The following is a 19,790-nucleotide window of genomic DNA, read 5'->3' on the forward strand; positions in this document are numbered from 1 at the left end:
CTTCAAAAACTTGCTAGGGTCAACGTCTTTAGCAAGAGCTGCCTAGCTCACCCCAGGGAAACTCAAAGGCAAACCTTGAGTCTAGTCTCAAGTATACCCAAAGGGCGCTCAAAAAAGCACAGCGACGGTGCCTTTCCCAAAGCTGAAGAAGAAGACAACCGGTTGCCATCTAGCACCTCCTGAATGGAAACCGATTGCCCTTCTAGAGCCAGCCCCAAGCTAGTTCACTGAGATGGCCGGCCCAAAGTTGAAGTAGGTGGTGCTGCCAGGGTTAGTGTTGTTGTCAAAGGTGCTAAGGGTAGTACCGCCGACCGTAATCGGCCCAGGTGAAGGAATGGCGGGAGTCACCCGGATCTGGCCGCCAAAGGGGATGGTAAAGGAAGTGGGGAAGATAACCACGTCCCCAGACACCGAGGTGGAGGTGGCAATTACTGTGCCATCTGCTTGTCGAATGGTTACTGTGGCCCCTGCCGGCAAGCCCGGGATCGTAATCCGCGGGCCAGCAGGAGTGGGCGTGGGAGTAGGTGTCGGAGTTGGAGTGGGCGTGGGAGTAGGTGTCGGCGTGGGTGTTGGAGTTGGAGTGGGCGTGGGGGTGGGTGTCGGTGTGGGCGTAGGCGTCGGAGTTGGCGTGGGGGTGGGTGTCGGCGTGGGCGTTGCCGTGGGTGTGGGGGTCGGAGTGGGCGTGGGGGTGGGTGTTGGAGTTGGTGTAGGGGTTGGAGTGGGCACAGGTGTTGGTGTGGGGGTCGGAGTGGGCGTGGGGGTGGCAACCGTGAGAGGATCCCTTGAGGAAGAGCCGCAGGCAGCCATCAGCCCGGCCAGAGCGGCGGCCAACACTGAGGAAACAAGGGAAACACGCCAACTGGTTGGGAAGTTGCGGTCAGACATTCTCAAATCTCCAGCGAAGGATCAGCAAGAATTGGGGTAGCGGTTGCAGTCTTGGTTCGGCGCCGGCCAGCTCAGGGGAACTAACGGGTATTATTCCCCAACCCTGGCCGAGAAGGAAGAGGATCCACAGCTCTGGGCCTAGTCTTGGCTCATAAGGTAGGTAATGGCGCGGTTTTGCTGCTCAACCACCTGGCGCAGCTCGGCAATGCTGGCCCGCAGCTCAGCGATGGACTCCCTAGTTTGGGCAATGGCTGCAAAAACTTGCCCAATCGCCTCTGTGTTTTGGGCGGTGGCTGCGAAAAGACGCTCGATGGCCTCTGTGTTCTGGACAGTAACTGTGGAAACACGCCCAATGGCCTCTGCGTTCTGACCAATGGCTGCAAAGGCTTGCCCAATGGCCTCTGTGTTCTGGGCGGTGGCTGCAAAAAGACGCTCGATGGCCTCTGTGTTCTGGACAGTAACTGTGGAAACACGCCCAATGGCCTCTGTGTTCTGGGCGGTGGCTGCAAAAAGACGCTCGATGGCTTCTGTATTCCGGGCAGTGGCCTGGGCAGTGGCCAGGGTCTGCTGGGCCAGGACTTCCAAGATGGCCTCCACCCGCTCCAACCGCTCCGACATGGGGTTCCCTACACCGGCTTAGGATCCCATTCTAGCCGGATCCCTGGCCTACCAGCGGCAGGGGCCGCGCTCCCCATCGGGGCAGATGGTCTCCCCGTCCGTCAGCGCCCCCTCCAGCTTGGCCCCTTTGAGAATTGCCCCCCTGAGGTTGGCCCGCCGCAGATCCGCCTCCTGCAAATTGGCCCCTGTCAAGTCGGCCTCAGCCAGGCTGGAGTCGGGAAACCTGGCTTTCTGCAAGTTGGCCCGCCGCAACTTGGCCCCGTTGAAAGCGGTGTTTTCCACATAGGCCCCCGCCAAATTGGCCCCCGACAGATCCGCCTGCAGGAAGACTCCCCCCTGCACCAGCGCCTCGCCCAGATCAGCGCCGGCCAGCTTGGCGTTAGCGAGCACCACCCCAATCAACTGGCAGCCGGAGAGATTCTTGCCCTTGGCCGCCAATACCTCCTCCGCCGTTACCTGGCGGGCATTGACACATAGAGAAGGGCCCCGCGCCCTGCCGGAACAGGCTGCCAGCGCCAGTCCTACCCCCAACAGCCAGACAATCCTTTTGGCCATACTCACCTTTTCCTGCAAGCTGGTGCTAGCCTACCACAATTCCTCTCCCGCCGTTGCAGCCCGACTTCCCGGAAAGGGGCAAGGGAATGCAGAGCACCGGGGCCTACAAAAAAGCCCCCCTGGGGGGCAGGGGGGGAAAGAGCTTCCAGCGCCAGTTACGGCTGAACTTTTGCTGTAAAGGTTCCCGAAAAGTTGTTCTTGAGAAGAGCATCAGAGAAGAGGTTACTGCCACCCCTAACTCCAATTCCGTTACCGGAGGCAGTAAAGGTGTTACCTTCAACAGTGGATTTGCTCGCCGTATCTTTGACGTCGATACCTATGGCACCCGCGTTATTACTCACAGTGATGTTGGAGTCGGTAACCGAGGATGTGGGAGCCTTGAGAACGATACCTGTACTGGCTTGCGCGTGCCCGTCGTTAGTCATATCCACCGTCAAGCCCGTAACAGTCAGAACCCCCTTGGAATCGATCAAAGTGACCTCTCCTTGGGGGGCCGTGTTACCCATGGGAATGGCGATAGGCCGAACTCTGCCACCGATAATGCTGAGGTTGACACTGGAATCATTATTCAGAATGCCAATGCTATTCGTCCTCTCCACCACATCAACCCTCACATCCCTAAGGATATGGGAGCCAGCTCCCGCAACCTCCACGCAGATAACAGGAGCGGTTCCCGTCGTTCCCAACAACCCACACTTGACATTCACACTGGCTAGCCCAGCCGTTGGATGATTGATTTTTACTACTGTCACTGCTGTAGTACCAGTAGAACTGACGCTGGAGTCAATTTTGATATCCTGCAGCTTGTAGCCCTTGTTCAGGGTCAGTGTTTTATCCCCCAGATTCAACGTAAACGTCCTCGGGAATGGAGCTTGCAGCACCGTTACCGAGCCGGCCGACAAAGCCGGTGTGTTAATGTTACTACCAACCGACTGAGTAGTGGTTCCACCCGCAGTTCCACCCAAAATAGTAACCACCACGTCATTGCCCGCGTTGGCCGCCGCCGCCACTTTCGAACCTGAATATTCGGCACTGTTCAGAGCTTTCTCAACAGTCAGCCAAGGCAGGGCCGCTGTGCCCGGGAAGGAGTCGTTCCCAATCGTAGGATGGATGAAGAAAGTCGTCTTCGAGATGGGGGTAATGGTTACCGGCAGCTTGAACTGACCCAACGGCCCCGCATCCAAGAGAACCGATTGCGCTCCTGGATCGGCCTCCAGTTCAGCGCTCACCAAAACCGCCTGGTTGATGTTGAAGTTGGTCGGCGTAAAGGTCAGGGAAGCCAGACTGGTGGTCAAGTCAGGCGTAGAAGTCGTCACCGTTACCGTCACCGGCGCTGTCGGGGCTTTGGCCAGCTTGACCGTAAACGGCGCTGACCCATTGGCAGGAATGCTCAGGCTGGCAGGATTCACCACAAGGTTGGTCGATTGCTCAACCGTAACCTTGACCACTCCATCCGCATAGCCCGGAGCAGAGAACTTGACGGTGCCAGTCGTGCCTGGGATCGCCGTGCTGCCCACCGTCACCGTGTCGCTGAAAACAGTGGGAGTAAAAGTCAGGGTCGCTGGGTTAGCTGTAATGCCGCTAGAAGGCGTCACCGTTACCGTCACATTCCCTGGTGGCGCACTGGGCAACGACACCGTCACGCTTTGGCTGGAGCCGCTCGGCAGCTTCAAATCGTCAGGGGTGACCTGGACCGTTTTGGCCGTCGGCGTGGGCGTCGGCGTGGGCGTCGGGGTCGGTGTTTCTGGAGTCTTGAAGAAGGTATTCAACTGCGCTTGAGTAACGCTTACCCCCGGAATCTTCAGGGTGCCGGACACAAAGGTGTTGACCTTGGCCGCGTCTACACCCACAGTGGCCACGGCAAACAAAATGGCGGCATCCTCGCAGTTGACAACTCCGTTGCCGTTGAAGTCGGAGATGGCCGGATTGAGAGGGTCACCTAGCCCGGTGACATCGCCGGGCGTAATCGGCCCTGCTTTAAGCGTGTTGTTGACGAAGCTGACGATCTTGGCAGCGTCGCCGGTGTTGAGGCTGCAGGCGGCAAAAAGCACTGCCGCATCCTTGCTGCTAACCGAGGTTTTCACCCCGTCGTAGTAGAAGGAGAGGCCCTCGGCAACGGGAGCAGCGGTTTCGGGAACTTGAGCCGAGATGGTGGAAGGAACCTGCGTAACGGTAGGCGTATCGGCAGAGCAAGCGGCTACCACCCCGGTTAGAGAAGAGGCCAGCGCCAAGGAAGCCAGCGTGGAACGCAAGCTGTGCTTGAGGTTGCGGTTAGACATCGTCGTTGAATCTCCCAGAAAAAGACTCTACAACCGGTTGAAGCCTTGGCCAGCGCAGCCCAACTCACTCCAGGTGAACTCACGAAGCCTATCTGTCAATAAGCTTACCCAGACAGCGGCCAAAAATACAACAGGAAAACTTCTGGACAGAGAGATGCGCAAGCCAGGCGAGCTGGAGAAAGCGACCTGCCACCACCAAGCAACTCCGTCAGCCCAATAGCAGCAGGCCGCCGTTGCCAGACTAGACAAGAGCTAGTTCGCGGTCACGGTAATGGCAGGCCCGAAGTTGAAGTAGGTGGTGCTGCCAGGGTTAGTTTCGTTGTCAAAGGTGTTGATGGCAGTACCGCCAACCGTAATCGGCCTAGGTGAAGGAATGGCGGGAGTTACCCGAATCTGGCCACCAAAGGGGATGGTGATGGATTGTTCTTGGAAGATAGCCAAGTCTTCAGCCACCGAGGTGGACCTGGCGATGACCGGATTACCGCCTGGCCCCGTCACCGTCACCACCGCGTTGGCAGGCAGGCCTGGGATAGTGATCCTCACACCGGCAGGCTGAGGCGTGGGCGTAGGCGTGGGAGTAGGCGTTGCCGGTGGCGCGCCTCCAGGCTGGAACTGCAGACCGGCCCCTGGGCCGAAGCCCACTGCCGAGCAGAGGGCATCCGACACCCTGCCAAAGACAGTAGAGGTGAAAGGAGTGACTCTTGGCGTGCTATCTCTTGGCGTGACATCCAAGAAGTTCAGAAGGTTGCCCGGGGCTCCCGCCAAGCTTTCTTGGCGACCGCACACGGCAAAGCCAGGAATGGGCGTGGGCGTGATGGTGTTGTTGAAGAAAGCCTTGAGAATGGTGCCTTCTCCGCCCAGCGCCTCCGCCGAGGTTGGCGTGAGGTTAAGCTCAGGACGAGCGTAGACGGCCAAAGTGCCTTGGGGCGGCAGGCGGAAGATGTTGCCCCTCACCGAAGCCGTGGCGAAAGGAGCCAGCGTTCCCGGTTCCAGAGTCTGGCGATCCACAATAGCAGCAATGAAGACCGGGCTGTCAATCGCAGGCTCAAAGATGTTCTCGCGAATGGTTACCGCGTTTGGCTCAGCCGACACCACATGTACGCCAGCAACGGTGAAGCCGCGCAGCAGGTTTCCGTAAACCTCCGCCTGCGAGAAGTCGCAGACTTGCACAGAGACGTAGGGACCCACCTGCGTAGGAGGCCGCGTGAAATCGTTGAAGGAGACTTTTACGTTGCGGGTGGTGAGGTTGGCTAGGTCACACTCGCCAATGGCTACTTGGTAAGGTGCAGCCGGCCCAATAGCGTCCGGATCTGGGGAAATGCCAGTAATCCGGAAGCCGTTGCCCTCCGTTCCACCCAACGTGGCATCAGCGGCCAGGATCTTGACTGACTGCACTGTGCTCGTGCCATCAACGGAGTTCAAGGTCAAGCCAGGCCTGTCGGCAGGCAGAACAATCTCGCCCTCATCCTCAAAGGATCCAGGACCAGCCGTTACTGTCTGGTTAGGACCTGCTGCCTCAGCAATGGCGCGGGTAATGGAGAGGTAAATGTTGCTGGTGTTGCTGTTAAACGCCAAGCTCGTGCCTCTAGCAACGATGTCACGGCGCTCCACGGCATTGAGGCCGCTGCCTCGCTCGTCGCGAATGGCGTAGACGTTAGCCGTTGGGGTTATGGGATCAATGATGTTGTCATCAACGGCCACCAAGCTCAGCCCTGTAACGGCAGGCTCAATGAAAATAGCCGCCGAGCCCTCACCCACATCCTGCGGCACCAAGTTAATCAACTGAGTTTGCACGCGAGCGGGAGGTGCGGCGTAGCCCAAGAAGATGTTGTTGGCCTCCACCCGCAGGTTGATGCCTGCGTTGTCGCCGGCAATGCGAATACCCGCTGAGTCAGCTGCGCCAGCCACAAAGAGGTTGGAGCGGGTTACTGTCAGGTTCTTAGAGGTGGCGCCAGCAGCAGCTGAGCCAAAGCTAATGGCTACCCCACGGGAAGCTGGAGTGGTTACTGTGGGGAAGAGAACGATGTCAACGCCCGTAATAGTAACTTCTGTGGCCCCCTCAGCGTTAATGCCGTACTCAATCGGTTCCAGGGAGCGGGTGTTGAGAATGCTGAAGTTCTCCAGAACAACGCCACTGGCATTGCTAGTGACCTGAACAGGAGCGCCGCTATCTGCACCCACCACAATAGCATCGCCCACCAAGCCAGTGGCACCGCGCACCGTAACGTTGCTGCGGTCGATCACAATGTTCTGGCGATAGACGCCTGGCTCCAGGACAATCGTGAGAGGCTGGGTGCGATCAGAAGTGGCGATAATCCGGTTAATGTCGGTTTCGGGCGTAACTCTAACTGTTCCTGCTGGCGGGGTTGGCGTGGGAGTCGGCGTAGGAGTTGGTGCTGGGGGAGGCGGGGGCGGCGGTGGCGGAGGCACCGGCACAGTTGGGCTAGTACTGCTTTCACCGCAGCCCGTTAGAATCACGGGCAAGAGCACCACGGCAGACGCCAAGGTCAGAGAACCAAGTGACTTCAGCAGCCACCTCTGCATTGTTCCGTTCATTTTTCTCCTCTTAACCAAAAAAGTAGGGTTCGGCTGAACACTTCCCTTACCTTACCCGATCACCTGACCTGAAGCAACTCAAGGCCTCAGGCTCGACGGTCGGGTGGGAGACGCGTACACGCCTGTTCGGCGCTTGCTCTAGCTACTCCGTAAATCATACCGTCAGATCTGCCCAACTTGGCAAGTCTTGCCATTTTTTTTCCAGGTGCAACCCAGGAGCTACAGGGATCCCTGCCAAGTCCAAGTTGAACAGAGAGGATTGCGGAAGAATGACCGGTGGGATCTGCGGCAGTTCTGCCATCGGAGCCGAGGTTCACCCTTCATGCAGACGCTGCGGGCTAACAGCCCTCTTGAGCAGCCAGAACCCTTACCCGGCAAGCTTTCCCGGATCCACCTGCAAAAAACCGGAAGATTTGCCTATTTCCTCACAAAAGGATGCTTGATCCGGGGCAGAAGGGTGGCAGGATGAGGAGTAGACGTTTTTTCTGGAGACCCAAGCAGGATGGCTGTCTACAAAGTTCGGTTGATCAACGAAGAGCGGGGCCTGGACGTCACCATCGATGTGCCGGACGACGAGTACATTCTGGACGTGGCGGAGGAACAAGGGATCGACCTGCCCTACTCCTGCCGCGCCGGAGCCTGCTCGACCTGTGCTGGCAAGCTGGTGAGCGGCACAGTGGATCAAAGCGATCAGTCCTTCCTGGACGATGATCAGATCGAGCAGGGCTATGTGCTGACCTGTGTGGCTTACCCTACCTCCGACTGCACCATCATCACCCACCAAGAAGAAGCCCTTTACTGATCGAGCTTGAATTTCCGTCCTCACCCCCGGCCCCTCTTTATTAAAGAGAGAGGGGTTTTTGTTTTGGGTGGCCCAAGCGCTCCGCGCCGCTGACACAGCCACCCCCAGCCCCTCTCCCAGGGCAAGAGGGGAGATTCAGGGTGGTAGGATTTCCTTATTCTGCAACACCCGACAACCATGACGCCTGAGCAAGAGCAGTGGCTGATTCAAGCCATCCAAGAGTTACAAGCCTCCCAAAGAGAATTGCAGGCTGCCCAGCAGGAGCTGCGCCTTGTCCAACAAAACCAGCAGCTCCTCATTCAAGAGCTGCGGGAGGGACAGGCAATGCTGGCGCAGTTCTTTCGCGAGTCAATGGATCGGTTTGACGAGCGCACCCGGGCTATTGAACGGCGCACGGAAGCTGTGGAACGGCGCACAGAAGCTTTGGAACGGCGCACTGACGAGATGGCCCGAGAGATGCGGGAGATGCGGCAAGAGATTCGGGATCTGCGCCGCGATTTTTTGGAACGGCGTTGACTGCCAACAGACCGAGCGCTCACAGCCCTGCTCCCAGAGGAAGAGAGGGGTTGTGCGAGATGACAAGGCTAGTATGGCAGCAAAGAGACTTTTGGCCGAGACGGTTTATGGCTTTGGCAAGGGGATCCGTTTCTGCACCCTCAACAACTCGCCTGAGTTTGGCCGAATACCTTGCTTATTCGGATGGCAGTGATACCCGCTATGAGCTGGTGGCAGGGGAGTTGGTGCCCATGGCTCTTCCAACCGGACGGCATGTGCAGATTCAAAACTTTCTCAGCCAAGTTTTCGAGGCAGAGATTGCACGGCAGCAGTTGCCCTGGACAGCGATACAGGGGAGCCCAGGGATCCAGTCTCCGCGGGGCAATCGGTGGGATACGGTGCGGATCCCGGATGTGGTGGTGCTGCCTCTGGAGCAGTGGCAGGAGATGGGATCCCGGGAGGCGTTGATCCGCCTGGAGGAGCCGCCGCTGCTGCTGGTGGTGGAGGTGGTGAGTGAGTCGAGCCGGGCAGCAGATTACCGGGCCAAGCGGGCAGAGTACTGCGTTTTGGGGATCGGCGAGTATTGGATTGTGGATCCCTTGGAGGAGAAGGTGAGCCTGCTGCTGCTCCATGAAGGCTGGTACGATGTGCTGGAGCTGAAGGGATCCGATCCGGTATCCTCAAAGGTCTTTCCCAAGCTGGAGTTGCAGGCGGGGGAGATCTTGGCTGCGGATTCGGGTTATTCTGGTAAAGCTACGGGGAGTTAGCTCAGTTGGTAGAGCGCTGCGATCGCACCGCAGAGGTCAGGGATTCGAGTTCCCTACTCTCCATCGCCCTCACCCCTGGCCCCTCTCCCAGCAGGAGAGGGGTGGTAGGATTTCCTTATTCCGTAGTGCTTCAGTAACCATGACGCCCGAGCAAGAACAGTGGCTGATTCAAGCCATCCAAGAGTTGCAAGCCTCCCAAAGAGAGCTGCAAGCCTCCCAAAAAGAATTGCAAGCTGCCCAGCAGGAGCTGCGTCTTGTCCAGCAAAACCAGCAGGTTTTGATTCAAGAGCTGCGGGAGGGACAGGCGATGCTGGCGCAGTTCTTTCGCGAGTCAATGGATCGGTTTGACGAGCGTACTCGGGCCATCGAACGCCGCACAGAAGCACTGGAACGGCGCACTGACGAGATGGCCCGAGAGATGCGGGAGATGCGGCAAGAGATTCGGGATCTGCGCCGCGACTTTTTGGAACGGCGGTAGCTTGGGCCCAAGCGCTCTGCGTTGCTAGTGTAACCATCCCCGGATCCTTCTCCCAGGAGGAGATTTAGGGTGGTAGGATTTCCTTGTTCTGTAGCGCCTTGGTAACCATGACACCTGAGCAAGAGCAGTGGCTGATTCGGGCCGTCCAGGAGTTGCAAGCTGCCCAGCAAAACCAGCAGGTTTTGATCCAAGAGCTGCGGGAAGGGCAGGCGATGCTGGCGCAGTTTTTCCGCGAGGCGCTGGATCGCTTTGACGAGCGCACCCGAGCCATTGAACGGCGCACCGAGGCTTTGGAACGGCGCACCGAGGCTTTGGAACGGCGCACTGACGAGATGGCCCAAGAGATGCGGGAGATGCGGCAGGAGATTCGGGATCTGCGCCGCGACTTTTTGGAACGGCGGTAACTTGGGCCCAAGCGCTCTGCATTGCCGACGCCCTCACCCCCAGCCCCTCTCTCTCAGGGAGAGGGGAAATTGGCGGGATTTTGGGTAGGAAGGGATCCCACCTAGATTAATCTAGAGGAACTTTGTCTGGCCTCACCTATTTTCGGGCTGGAGGCCCGCACCATAGCCGCAGGCTTGGTGCCGGGAGGAAAGCCCGCCTCCATATAAGTGTACTGGGACAAAACCTGGATGAGCTACAATAAGCCCATGAGCCAGACCATCTCTGTACGTTGCAAGCTGATAGTCCCACAAGAGTTGCGTCAAGAGATTGACCGCACCTTGCAGGGATTTGCTGACGCTTGCAACCAGATCCTCGACACCGCTAAGCGTGAAAAGTGCTGGAACACCGCCAAGCTGCACCACTTGGTTTATAGGCCAGTGAGAGCGGCAACGGGGTTGAAAGCCAACCACGTCTGTCAGGCGCTCCGCCGTGTGATTAGCAACGCCAAAGCGGTGAAACAAGTCCACAAGTTTCGCCCCACCAGCCTGACTTTGGATGTGCGTACTTTTAAGTACCGAGAGTCCGATCAAGCCGTGGGTGTGACCCTGATAAGTGGGCGAGTATGGCTCAAGCTCAAGATCGGTGGTTATCAAATCGCTTTGCTGCGGGGGCAAACGCCCACCAGTGCGACTCTGTCCAAGACCAGGCAAGGGGAGTACTACATCAACATTGCGGTTGAGTTGGACACTCCCCCAACTGGCAAGACTCCTAAGGTAATTGGAGTTGACTTGGGCAGGCGGGATATAGCCACCGCTAGTAACGGACGCTCTTGGGGTGGAGAACACATCCAGGCCGTCCGCGACCGGTTCAGCCGTGTACGCGCCAAGGTTCAATCCAAACGCACGAGGTCGTCTAGAAGACTGCTTCGTAGGCTCTCTGGGAGGGAACGGCGCTACCAGACATGGCTGAACCACAACATCAGCAGAACCTTGGTCAGGGATGCCCAGGCTATTGGTGCAGCACTGGCTTTTGAGGACTTGACAGGCATCCGAGAGCGCTTGAATCAGGAACCTCGGAGTAAGACTGAACGCCGTAGAGCCAATAGCTGGGCGTTCTACCAGCTCAGGATGTTTGTGACCTACAAGGCTGCCATTGCTGGAGTGCCTGTGGTACTGGTTCCGCCCGCCTATACCAGTCAGACCTGCCACCGGTGCCTGCACATCCACCCTGAGCAGGGCAAGTCCTACCGAAGCGGCAAGTCGTTCAAGTGTGGACATTGTGGCTGGGAAGGGGATGCTGATTATAACGCTGCTCAAGTAATCTCTCTCCTTGGGGCGACTGTAAACTCGCCTGAAATTCCGAAACTTAGCTGCTTTCTGGGGCCGCTAGGGATTGGGATAAAGCCCGCATCCTGCGCATAGCGCGGGTGCCGGGTAGTTTACTGGCATTTGCCCTTCCCCACGAGTTTGCCTATGTCTGTCATCCGTGCCCTCCACAGGCAGTTGGTAACCAAAGAGCGCTCTGCCGAAGAGATCGCCCGCGAATACCTGGAGCGTCTCACCCAACTGGAGCCGCAGCTCAAGAGCTTTATTACTGTGACCGAGGAACTGGCTCTGCAACAGGCCAGGGCGGTGGACGCCCGCATTCGCGCCGGGGAGACGATCGGCCCCTTGGCCGGGATCCCGTTGGCGGTGAAAGATAACCTTTGCACCCAAGGGATCCGCACCACCTGTGCCTCCCGGATGCTGGAGGGGTTCATTCCCCCCTATGAATCAACGGTGACGGCGCGGCTGGCGGCTGCCGGCATGGTGACGGTGGGCAAGACCAACCTGGACGAGTTTGCCATGGGCAGTTCTACGGAAAACTCGGCCTTTCAGCGCACCGCCAACCCCTGGGACCTGACGCGGGTGCCGGGGGGATCCTCAGGCGGGTCGGCGGCGGCGGTGGCGGCAGACCAGGCGGTGGTGGCCCTGGGATCGGATACGGGGGGATCGATCCGCCAGCCGGCGGCCTTCTGTGGCGTGGTCGGCCTCAAGCCCACCTATGGGCTGGTCTCCCGCTATGGGCTGGTGGCTTTTGCCTCCTCTTTGGATCAAGTGGGGCCCTTTGGGCGCACGGTGGAGGACGTGGCCCTGCTGCTGCAGGGGATTGCCGGCCATGACCCCCTGGATTCCACCAGCCTCAAGGTGGAGATCCCGGACTATAGCCAGGCCCTGATCCCCGAGATCAAAGGCTTCAAGATTGGAGTCATCCGCGACCTGCTGGGAGAAGGGTGTGGGGAAGAGACCCGCGCTGCCGTGCAAGCGGCCATCCAACACCTAGAGGAGCTGGGGGCAGAGATCCTGGAGATCGACTGTCCTAGCTTTCGCTATGGCCTGGCCACCTACTACATCATCGCCCCTTCGGAAGCTTCTTCCAATCTGGCCCGCTACGACGGCGTCAAGTACGGCCTGCGGGAACCCGCCGACTCGCTCTTGGCTATGTACGGCAAAACGCGCGCCCGCGGCTTTGGGCCGGAGGTGAAGCGGCGCATCATGATCGGCACCTATGCCCTCTCTGCCGGCTACTACGACGCCTACTACCTCAAAGCCCAGAAGGTGCGCACCCTGATCAAGCAGGATTTCCTCAGGGCCTTCGAGAAGGTGGATGTGCTGGTCAGCCCCACCACCCCCACGCCGGCCTTCAAGGCGGGGGAGCGGGAGGATCCCTTGAGTATGTACCTGTGCGACCTGATGACGATCCCGGTCAATTTGGCGGGCCTGCCGGGGCTGAGCCTGCCCTGTGGCTTTGCCAACGGTCTGCCCATTGGCCTGCAGATCATAGGCAACGTCTTGCAGGAGAGCAAGGTGCTGCGGGTGGCCTATGCCTATGAGCAGAGCACCGACTGGCACAAGCGGCGACCTCCCCTGGGACAGCCCCCCCTTGAGCAGGCCCAGGGAACCGCTCAACAGCCCAAAGCCAAGAGCAAGTCCACCAAGGGGAGCAAAAAATCCAAAAGCTGAGCCCACTAGGCCATGCCCATCTGGTTGGCTGCCGAGAAGCGCTCCATGAAGCGCAGGAAGCGCTCCCATTCTGCTTCTGTTTCCATGTCGTAGATCACTTCCAAGGCCTTGAATTCCCCGTTCAAGAACTTGGCTTTGATGTTGCGGGTGGTCAGCTCCCCTTCCTCGTCGATCATCCGCATGCCAAGGATGCTTTGCGTGTCGGACTTCAGCTCCTCAAAGCGAAAAATGGCGGATCCCCGCTTGCCGGTTTTGGATTTCAGCAACCGCACCTGCGTTGGCACTTCTGGAATACCGGGAGAAAACTCAATAGTGGCCATAATTTTTAAAAAAACTCATTCAAGTCATTATAGTTGTTCCAAACACGATGATTAAGACACTTTGTCGCTGACCCAAGCGATCCCCGCCCCTAGCGGCCCTCACCCCCAGCCCCTCTCCCAAGGGGAGAGGGGAGCTGGAGATCGATGGATAAGCTGTTTCCCAGCCATTTGCTAGGTGGGGATCGGATCCCCGGCCAGAAACTTTTTCAACTCCCAAGCGGCCATCTGCTCCAGGTGGTAACCGGCCTGGCGCTGCGCCTCGGCCACATCCGGGATCCGGTCACAGAGGGCAGCAACTCTAATGGGAAGGGGTCGGGCGGCCAAGTCGGCCCGGGCTGCCGGGGTGGCCTGGCCACAGAGAATCAGCAGGGGCTTCTGGGCCACCATGGCCTGCTCCAGCACCGCCCCCACTACCTTGCCCATGCTGCTCTGTTCGTCAAGGCGGCCCTCGCCAGTTACCACCAGATCGCAGCGGCGGAGACGCTCCGGCAGGGCCAAGTGCTGGGCCAAGAGCTGGATCCCGGACTCCAGGGTGGCGCCCAAAAAAGCCACCAATCCTGCCCCCAGCCCGCCGGCGGCGCCGGCCCCTGGGATCCCCTCCACGGCCCGGCCCAGATCCCGCTCCACCACCCTGGCCCACTGCTGCAGTGCCTGCTCCAATTGCCGCACTTGCTGGGGAGTGGCGCCCTTCTGGGGGGCAAAGACGGCAGCCGCCCCCAACGGGCCAGTGAGGGCGTTCTGCACATCGCAGAGGCCGCGGATGCGCTTGCCTTGCCAAATGCGCTGTTTAGGTGGCTCGATGCGCGCCAGGCGGGCCAGCTCCCCTCCCCCCCAGCCGATGGGATCCCCGGCCCCATCCAAGAGGCGATAGCCCAAGGCCTGCGCCATCCCCGCACCCGCATCGACGGTGGCGGATCCGCCCAGCGCTATCCAAATCTCGGCGATGGGATCCCGGCAGACGGCCCGCAACAGCTCCCCCAGGCCATAGGTGGTGGTGCGGGTGGGATCCCGCTGCTCAGGGGGCACCAAGGTCAGGCCGGCCACCTGGGCTACTTCCAGCAGCGCCCGCTCGCCTGCCACCCCGTACTCGGCCCAGACGGGATCCCCCAGCGGGCCAGTGACCCACAGCCCTCGTTTCTCTCCCCCCAGCGCCGGCAACAAGGTCTCCAGCGTGCCCTCGCCCCCATCGGCCAGGGGGAGTAGCTCCACCTTGGCCTTCGGCAAGACCTGGCGGATGCCCCGGGAGATGCTCTCCGCTGCTGCCTTGGCTGTCAGGGATCCTTTGAAGCTATCCGGGCAGATCAAAACCCGCCGAGGTGGGCGGCTGAACTCAGATCCCTGGTCTGGTGAACCCATACCCAGCATCAGCCCTAAAACGTCCTCGGCGGCAACAGAGAGGATGGATTGAACTTGGCTGCGGGCCCGCAAGGCTGAGCCCGGAGCTATTGGGCACTGCCCCCCTCCGCTGTTGGAGGTTGATCCGGTGTTGAAGGTTGGGGAGAGGGGACGGCGGCGGATGAGTTGCCCAAAGACTGCTCCAGGGCCAGACGCTGCTCCATCACCCGCAGAAAGTAGCCACCCATCATCGCCCCGGAGAGCATTTTTGCCAAGCTCTCGCGGTTGGTGATGATTTGAACGCCAAATTGGTCTGGCGGCAAACTGCCCACCAAGCTGCGAATGTTGTGGCCCAAGATCTCCAGGACCTCCGGCGACGAGTTGCGGGCGATGTCTTGAAAAACGCTGGGATCCTGAGACTGCAGATATTGCCAGAGCCGGTTGTTGGGGCTGGGCGTTTGCGCGGCCTCAAAACCAGGAATGAAATTGATCGGGCTCGACATGGAGTCACCAAGCTCCCCAAACACAGCAAATCTAGCCCAACTCGGAGCTGTTGGCCCCATTCCTTAGGCCTTCGCAGCTCCGCCAATTGGGCTATGTCAAACCTAACACCCGAGCCTCGCCGCCTTCGGTACGGGATCCCACCCCTTTGAGGCGGCAAATGCCGTACCTCGGGAGGCGCCGCCTCGGAGATCAACCGTCGGCCTCGGGGATCCCCTCTGCCGGCTCCTCTTCAGCTTCCGCCGGATCCCTGATAAACGAAGCGGGCACCACCGTCACTCCTACAATGCTGTCCTCCGGATCCAAGCGCTGCACCAGCACCCCTGTCGCCTCGCGAGACTGAGTAGGGATGGCCTTGGCCAACTGGCGCATGACAATGCCTCTGGCAGTTACCAACAGGATCTCGTCCTCGGCATTGACGATGCGCAGGGCAGCCAGCTCATCCGACTCCTGGCGGAACTTAGTGGCGATCACCCCCTTGCCGCCCCGGTTTTGCCGGCGGAAGTGGTCGATGGCCGAGCGCTTGCCCCGCCCTTCTTTGGTAATCACCAGCACCCAGGGGTTGGCCAGCCTCTCCCCCTCTCGCTCAGCGGCCATCACCGACTCGGCAAAGATGATGTCCATGCTGACGATGTCGTCGCCGGGGTTGAGGGTGATGGCCCGCACGCCGCGGGTGGCTCGCCCCAGGGGGCGCAGTTGCTCGTCATCTGCCCGGAAGCGGATGCACATGCCCTGGCGGGTCGCCATAACCACATCGTCGCTGGAGCGGGCGCGGCGCACCCAGCGCAGCTCATCGTTTTCCTCCAGAGAGATGGCAATCAGGCCGTTGGAACGCACATTGGCAAAGGCGCTGAGGGCCGTTTTTTTGATGTAGCCCGCTCGGGTGAGCATCACCAAGTATTCGTCGTCGCTGAACTCGCTCACGGGCACCATCGAGGTAACCCGCTCTTCCCGAGTGATGGGCAGCAACTGGACGATGGCGCTGCCGCGGGCGGTGCGGCTCCCCTGCGGGATCTCGTAGGCGGGCAGGGTATAGACCATCCCCCGATCCGTGAAAAAGAGGATAGTGTCGTGGCTGCGACAGGCAAAAAACTGCTCGATGGCATCGTCGTCTTTGATGCGGGCGCCGGCCTTGCCGCGGGTGGCCCGCCCCTGCACCTGGAACTCTTCAAGGTCCATGCGCTTGATGTAGCCCTGCTCGGTGAGGAAGATGACCGTCTCGCGGTTCTCGATCAGATCGGCAACCTTGAGCTCACAGTCTTCCAGGCAGAGGCGGGAGCGGCGCGGGCTGGCAAAGCGGCTCTTGAGCTGCTGCAGCTCTTCGCTGATGATCTGCATCACCCGCTCCCGGCGGGCCAAAATATCCCGCAAATCGGCAATTTGCCTCACCAAGTCTTCGTGTTCGGCCTGGATTTTCTCCGCTTCTAGGGCGGTGAGGCGGCGCAGTTGCATCTGTAAAATGCCATCGGCTTGCGCTTCGCTCAGGCCCAACGTTGCCTGCAACTCAGCTCGGGCTGTGGCGGCATCGGCGGCTCCGCGGATGAGGGCGATCACCCGATCCAACTGCCCCAAAGCCAAAAGGTAGCCCTGCAACAGGTGATCCCGCTCTTCGGCTTTCTGCAGCTCGTAGCGGGTGCGCCGCTCGATCACCTCTGCCCGAAAATCCAAGAAAGCCTGCAGTGCGTCCCGCAGCGTCAGGGTGCGCGGCTCGCCGTTGAGGATGGCCAGCATGTTGACCCCGAAGTTGCTCTGCAGGGGGGTTTGCTTGTAGAGGTTGTTGAGCACCACCTGAGGCTGAGCATCCCGCTTCAGCTCGATCACCACCCGCATGCCCTCGCGGTCGCTTTCGTCGCGGATGTCGGCAATGCCCTCCAGTTTTTTCTCGTTGACCAGCTCGGCAATTTTTTCAATCATGGCTGCCTTGTTGGTTTGGTAGGGCAGCTCGGTGATGATGATGGCCTCCCGCGTCGGTCGGCCCCGCTGCTCGATGGTCTCCACCGTGGCCACCCCCCGCAAGGTGATGGAGCCGCGCCCGGTAGTATAGGCTTCGCGGATGCCTTCCTGGCCCATGATCAGCCCGCCGGTGGGGAAATCGGGGGCCGGGATCCACTGCATCAGCTCCAGGCTGGTCAGGTTGGGGTTGTGGATGAGGGCGATCAGGCCGTCCACCAGCTCTCCCAGGTTGTGGGGCGGGATGTTGGTGGCCATGCCCACGGCAATGCCAGAAGAACCGTTCAACAGCAACTGCGGGATCCGCGCCGGCAGCACCAGCGGCTCCTGCTGGGATCCGTCGTAGTTGTCGATGAAGTCGACGGTGTTGGCGTCGATATCCTGCAGCAGGGCTTCCTGGGCAAAAGCGGTGAGGCGGCACTCGGTGTAGCGCATGGCCGCCGGCGGGTCGTTGTCGATGGAGCCGAAGTTGCCGTGCCCGTCCACCAGGCGCTCCCGCATGGAGAAGTCCTGGGCCATGCGCACCAGGGCTTCGTAAACCGCCTGATCCCCGTGGGGATGGTATTTCCCGATCACATCCCCCACGACGCGGGCGCACTTGCGAAAAGGGCGATCCGCCGTCAGGCCCAGCTCGTGCATGGCGTAGAGGATGCGGCGATGCACCGGCTTGAGGCCGTCGCGGGCATCCGGCAGAGCCCTCCCGACAATCACGCTCATGGCGTATTCCAGGTAGGACTGCGCCATCTCCCGCTGCAGGTCGGTGGAGATGATGCGCGCGGTCAATTCGTTGTCGCTCATGGGTGGGGGTAGAGGTGAGGGATCCCGGTCGGCTTGGGCGCGGGCACGGTTCGAGGTTACAAAGCTGTCGCAGCAGCAATCGCCATTGCCGGCCAACGGTCGGCAACCCAGGAAACTAAAATAAAGTGCGCCTGCGTCTAGTCTACCATTGCCTTTTGCCGGGGCAGAGGGAGTTGCCCGGAGCCGCCCCCTGTCCCAAGGGGATCCCTGAAGACATTTATAGATAAAAATCTATCCTCTAATCGGGGCGTTATGGTAACGCTCAATGATAGGCTGCCTATAGCATTGAGGGCAGTGGGGCATGTTGGGCCAAGTGACGGGGCAAGGTGGGGGAGTGCTGGCTTGGCGTCGGCGTCTGAGCCTAGAAAACTGGCGTGGGGATCTCTTCGGTGGCCTGACGACGGCTATTGTCTCGCTGCCGATGGCCCTGGCCTTTGGGGTGGCTTCTGGTGCCGGGCCGGTGGCGGGCTTGTATGGGGCGGTGTGTGTGGGCTTTTTTGCTGCCCTGTTCGGCGGCACTCCCACCCTCATCTCCGAGCCCACCGGGCCGATGACGGTGATGATGACGGCAGTCATTGCCAAGGTTACCGCCAGCTATCCGAACCAGGGACTGGGGCCGGCCTTCACGGTGGTGATGGTGGGGGGCCTGTTTCAGGTGCTGTTTGGATCCCTGAAGCTGGGCAAATACATCACCCTTATGCCCTACAGCGTCATCTCCGGCTTTATGTCGGGGATCGGCTGGATCATGATTTTGCTGCAGATCCCGCCCCTTTTGGGCCACGCCAGCCAGGGGGGAGTGATCGGGGCGGTGCAGAACCTGCCGACCTACCTGCTCAATCTCAAGTTCCCGGAACTGGGGTTGGGGCTGCTGACCCTTGCGATCCTCTTTGGCTATCCCAAGCCTTGGCGAAGAGTGGTGCCGCCCCAGTTGGTGGCCCTGGTGCTGGGAACGCTGGTGGCCAACTTGTTCATGGCTGACTGGGATTTGCGGCGCATCGGGCCCATCCCCACCGGCTTGCCCCAGGTGCAATGGCCGCAGTTGCCCTTTGCTTCCCTGGCCAGCTTGGTGTTGGACGGGGTGGTGCTGGGCATGCTGGGCTGTATCGACACCCTCTTGACGGCGGTGATTGCCGACAACCTCACCCGCACCCGCCACGACTCCGACCAAGAGCTGATCGGGCAGGGGATCGCCAACCTGGTCTCCGGCTTCCTGGGGGGCTTGCCGGGGGCGGGGGCGACCATGGGCACGGTGGTGAATATCCAGTCAGGGGGACGTACGCCCTTGGCGGGCATCACCCGCGCCCTCATCCTCTTGATGGTGGTGCTGTTTGCCGCTCCCCTCACCCAAGGGATCCCGATGGCGGTGCTGGCGGGGATCGCCTTTAAGGTGGGGGTGGATATCCTCGACTGGAGCTTCCTGAAGCGGGCCCACCGCCTCTCCCTCAAAGGGGCAGCCATTATGTACGGGGTGATGTTCATGACGGTGTTCGTGGATCTCATCGCCGCCGTGGGGGTAGGGGTATTTGTGGCCAATTTGCTCACCATTCAGCGTCTGAGCGAGCTGCAAGCGGAAGAGGTGAAAGCCATTACCGATGCGGACGATGCCGTAGATCTCACCCCGCGGGAAAAGGAATTGCTGCGCCAGGGCCGCGGTCAGGTGTTGCTATTTTACCTGAGCGGGCCGATGATCTTCGGGGTTTCCCAAGCCATTTCCCGCCAACATCAGGCGGTGGCCTCCTGCCAAGCGCTGGTGGTGGATCTATCAGATGTGCCGATGCTGGGAGTTTCGGCGACGCTATCCTTGGAAAATGCCATCCGCGAGGCCCTGGATCGGGGCAAACAGGTGTGGATTGTTGGGGCCAAGGGCCGGATCCGGCAGCGCCTAGAAAGCCTGCATTTGCCGCTGCCCCCAGAGCGGTTTGTGGACAGCCGTGAGGTGGCCTTGGCCGAGGCTGTTGCCCAGTTGGGCTTGCCGCTCGAGGCCAGTCCCCTGGTTTGAGTAACCCCAATTGGCCTGAGCCACAAAGCTGCGGGATCCGTTTGCCAGATCTAGGTTAAGTCTGAG

At 60.2% G+C, this 19,790-nt stretch carries 18 protein-coding genes and 1 tRNA gene; 9 read left to right on the top strand and 10 right to left on the bottom strand.

Annotation, left to right across the window (positions count from 1 at the left end):
- Positions 1-219: 219 nt before the first annotated feature.
- The 6 genes from ACVW0R_RS00540 to ACVW0R_RS00565 form a co-directional block, all read right to left on the bottom strand.
- Positions 220-885: a hypothetical protein gene (locus ACVW0R_RS00540; RefSeq protein ID WP_457501462.1), complete on the bottom strand. Its 666-nt coding sequence runs from the start codon at positions 883-885 to the stop codon at positions 220-222.
- 138 nt (positions 886-1,023) lie between these two features.
- A complete protein-coding gene (locus ACVW0R_RS00545) occupies positions 1,024-1,503 on the bottom strand; it encodes a hypothetical protein (RefSeq protein ID WP_457501463.1) in 480 nt (159 codons plus the stop codon).
- A gap of 48 nt (positions 1,504-1,551) precedes the next feature.
- On the bottom strand, positions 1,552-2,058 hold the full coding sequence (locus ACVW0R_RS00550) for a pentapeptide repeat-containing protein (protein ID WP_011430277.1): 507 nt from the start codon (positions 2,056-2,058) through the stop codon (positions 1,552-1,554).
- A 155-nt stretch (positions 2,059-2,213) separates the two neighbouring features.
- Positions 2,214-4,337 (bottom strand): hypothetical protein, encoded by a 2,124-nt coding sequence (locus ACVW0R_RS00555; RefSeq protein ID WP_457501464.1) that lies wholly within the window; start codon positions 4,335-4,337, stop codon positions 2,214-2,216.
- 252 nt (positions 4,338-4,589) lie between these two features.
- Positions 4,590-6,773, bottom strand: coding sequence for a hypothetical protein (locus ACVW0R_RS00560; RefSeq protein WP_457501465.1), 2,184 nt, complete (start codon positions 6,771-6,773; stop codon positions 4,590-4,592).
- A gap of 274 nt (positions 6,774-7,047) precedes the next feature.
- Positions 7,048-7,194 (bottom strand): hypothetical protein, encoded by a 147-nt coding sequence (locus ACVW0R_RS00565; protein ID WP_011430273.1) that lies wholly within the window; start codon positions 7,192-7,194, stop codon positions 7,048-7,050.
- A gap of 201 nt (positions 7,195-7,395) precedes the next feature.
- Here ACVW0R_RS00565 and ACVW0R_RS00570 point away from each other — a divergent pair, with 201 nt between their 5' ends.
- The 8 genes from ACVW0R_RS00570 to gatA all read left to right on the top strand — a co-directional run bounded on the left by ACVW0R_RS00570 (position 7,396) and on the right by gatA (position 12,821).
- The gene (locus tag ACVW0R_RS00570; RefSeq protein ID WP_011430272.1) at positions 7,396-7,695 is read left to right on the top strand and encodes a ferredoxin; all 300 of its coding nucleotides are present in this window, start codon (positions 7,396-7,398) and stop codon (positions 7,693-7,695) included.
- 177 nt (positions 7,696-7,872) lie between these two features.
- Positions 7,873-8,211: a hypothetical protein gene (locus tag ACVW0R_RS00575; RefSeq protein WP_457501466.1), complete on the top strand. Its 339-nt coding sequence runs from the start codon at positions 7,873-7,875 to the stop codon at positions 8,209-8,211.
- Between the two features lie 107 nt (positions 8,212-8,318).
- Entirely contained in the window at positions 8,319-8,957 is a 639-nt protein-coding gene (locus tag ACVW0R_RS00580) for a Uma2 family endonuclease (RefSeq protein ID WP_457501467.1), read from the top strand.
- Positions 8,948-9,020: transfer RNA gene (locus ACVW0R_RS00585), tRNA-Ala, on the top strand. Before ACVW0R_RS00580 ends, ACVW0R_RS00585 begins: the two co-directional genes overlap by 10 nt.
- A 76-nt stretch (positions 9,021-9,096) precedes the next feature.
- Positions 9,097-9,435 carry a hypothetical protein gene (locus ACVW0R_RS00590; protein ID WP_099812128.1) on the top strand — a complete coding sequence of 113 codons (339 nt, stop codon included), beginning with the start codon at positions 9,097-9,099 and terminating at the stop codon, positions 9,433-9,435.
- 107 nt (positions 9,436-9,542) lie between these two features.
- Positions 9,543-9,839, top strand: a complete 297-nt coding sequence (locus ACVW0R_RS00595; RefSeq protein ID WP_099834899.1) for a hypothetical protein — start codon at positions 9,543-9,545, stop codon at positions 9,837-9,839.
- Positions 9,840-10,085: 246 nt separating this feature from the next.
- Positions 10,086-11,240: an RNA-guided endonuclease InsQ/TnpB family protein gene (locus ACVW0R_RS00600; RefSeq protein ID WP_457501468.1), complete on the top strand. Its 1,155-nt coding sequence runs from the start codon at positions 10,086-10,088 to the stop codon at positions 11,238-11,240.
- 51 nt (positions 11,241-11,291) lie between these two features.
- Complete coding sequence (gatA, locus tag ACVW0R_RS00605) at positions 11,292-12,821, top strand: Asp-tRNA(Asn)/Glu-tRNA(Gln) amidotransferase subunit GatA (protein ID WP_457501469.1); 1,530 nt, start codon at positions 11,292-11,294, stop codon at positions 12,819-12,821.
- A 5-nt stretch (positions 12,822-12,826) separates the two neighbouring features.
- On the opposite strand, the gene psb28 is transcribed toward gatA, so the two are convergent.
- The 4 genes from psb28 to gyrA all read right to left on the bottom strand — a co-directional run bounded on the left by psb28 (position 12,827) and on the right by gyrA (position 17,725).
- Complete coding sequence (gene psb28, locus ACVW0R_RS00610) at positions 12,827-13,141, bottom strand: photosystem II reaction center protein Psb28 (protein ID WP_011430265.1); 315 nt, start codon at positions 13,139-13,141, stop codon at positions 12,827-12,829.
- A gap of 171 nt (positions 13,142-13,312) precedes the next feature.
- Positions 13,313-14,497 (bottom strand): glycerate kinase family protein, encoded by a 1,185-nt coding sequence (locus ACVW0R_RS00615; protein ID WP_228375490.1) that lies wholly within the window; start codon positions 14,495-14,497, stop codon positions 13,313-13,315.
- 86 nt (positions 14,498-14,583) lie between these two features.
- On the bottom strand, positions 14,584-14,979 hold the full coding sequence (locus ACVW0R_RS00620; RefSeq protein ID WP_011430263.1) for a DUF760 domain-containing protein: 396 nt from the start codon (positions 14,977-14,979) through the stop codon (positions 14,584-14,586).
- Positions 14,980-15,169: 190 nt separating this feature from the next.
- A complete protein-coding gene (gene gyrA / locus ACVW0R_RS00625; RefSeq protein ID WP_099812131.1) occupies positions 15,170-17,725 on the bottom strand; it encodes a DNA gyrase subunit A in 2,556 nt (851 codons plus the stop codon).
- Between the two features lie 301 nt (positions 17,726-18,026).
- Here gyrA and ACVW0R_RS00630 point away from each other — a divergent pair, with 301 nt between their 5' ends.
- Positions 18,027-19,724: a SulP family inorganic anion transporter gene (locus tag ACVW0R_RS00630; RefSeq protein ID WP_457501470.1), complete on the top strand. Its 1,698-nt coding sequence runs from the start codon at positions 18,027-18,029 to the stop codon at positions 19,722-19,724.
- Positions 19,725-19,790 lie beyond the last annotated feature (66 nt).

Source organism: Thermostichus sp. MS-CIW-15, from assembly GCF_054060575.1.